Source organism: Frankia sp. AiPs1 (assembly GCF_023716945.1).
Lineage (GTDB): Bacteria > Actinomycetota > Actinomycetes > Frankiales > Frankiaceae > Frankia.
Genome location: NZ_JAMQQF010001079.1, coordinates 1 through 865, shown reverse-complemented (window position 1 = coordinate 865; position 865 = coordinate 1). Strand labels below are relative to the sequence as shown.

Annotated in this window: 1 pseudogene; it reads left to right on the top strand. The window is 76.1% G+C overall.

The window, feature by feature from the left end:
- A pseudogene (locus ND748_RS32975) lies at positions 1–286 on the top strand (hypothetical protein); the annotation flags it as partial.
- Positions 287–865 lie beyond the last annotated feature (579 nt).

Here is an 865-nt window from a genome sequence, read left to right as displayed (position 1 = left end):
GACCTCGACCGCGGGACGTCCGGAGGGATCCGCCGGGCCCGCAGCCGGCTTCGAGGCGCACCTGCCGCCGGCTCCCGCCGCCGCCGTCGCGCCCAGGGCACCGCAGGACCGGCAACCGCAGGACCGGCAGGAGCCGGACACCCACGGTCCGAGTGACACCCGCGGTCCGAGTGACACCCCGGTCGCGTCGCCCAGCGGCTCCCTGCTCGTCGTCGACCTCACCCCGGCCGTCGACAGCCGTCGGTCACCCGCAGCCACGACCAGCCTCGTCCCGTCCGGTGAGTGAGTCGTCTGTGCTACCCCACGATCCCGGCGCCGCAGGTCGGACGGCCGCCGCGAAACACGGTGTGGTGTCGTGGACACCCCGTGCGAATCTAGAGAAAGAGGGCGCTCTACTCTAACGACGCGATTCCGCACAGGCGGTACGCGACGGTCGGCGCCGCGCAGGCCAACTCGGCAAGAAGGGCTCGCCGACGCCGAGGCCGACGCCGAGGCCGACGGCGCGTGGTGCTGCGGTGCTGCGGTCCGGGACGGATGCCCGGGGCCGGGGCCGGATGGACGGTTCCGGGGACGCGGGAACGATGCGCGGTTCCAGGGGCGGATGGATGTTCCGGGGACGGATGCGCGGCTCCGGGACGGGATGGGCGGGGGAGATGGGGGCGGGCTCACCACCGTGGGCGCGGGTGCCGAAGGCTGCGGTCGGGCCGTCGGCGGATGTCCCGTGCCCGCCGACGCAGTCTCCCGCTCCGATGACGCTCCCCGCGCCGAGGCAGCCCACCAGCCCCACGACTCGGCCCCCCGCGGACCGGCGCGGGCGGCTGCTGTGGCGGCGGCGGTCGGGCCCCGGCGGGCCGGTCGGGCCGCT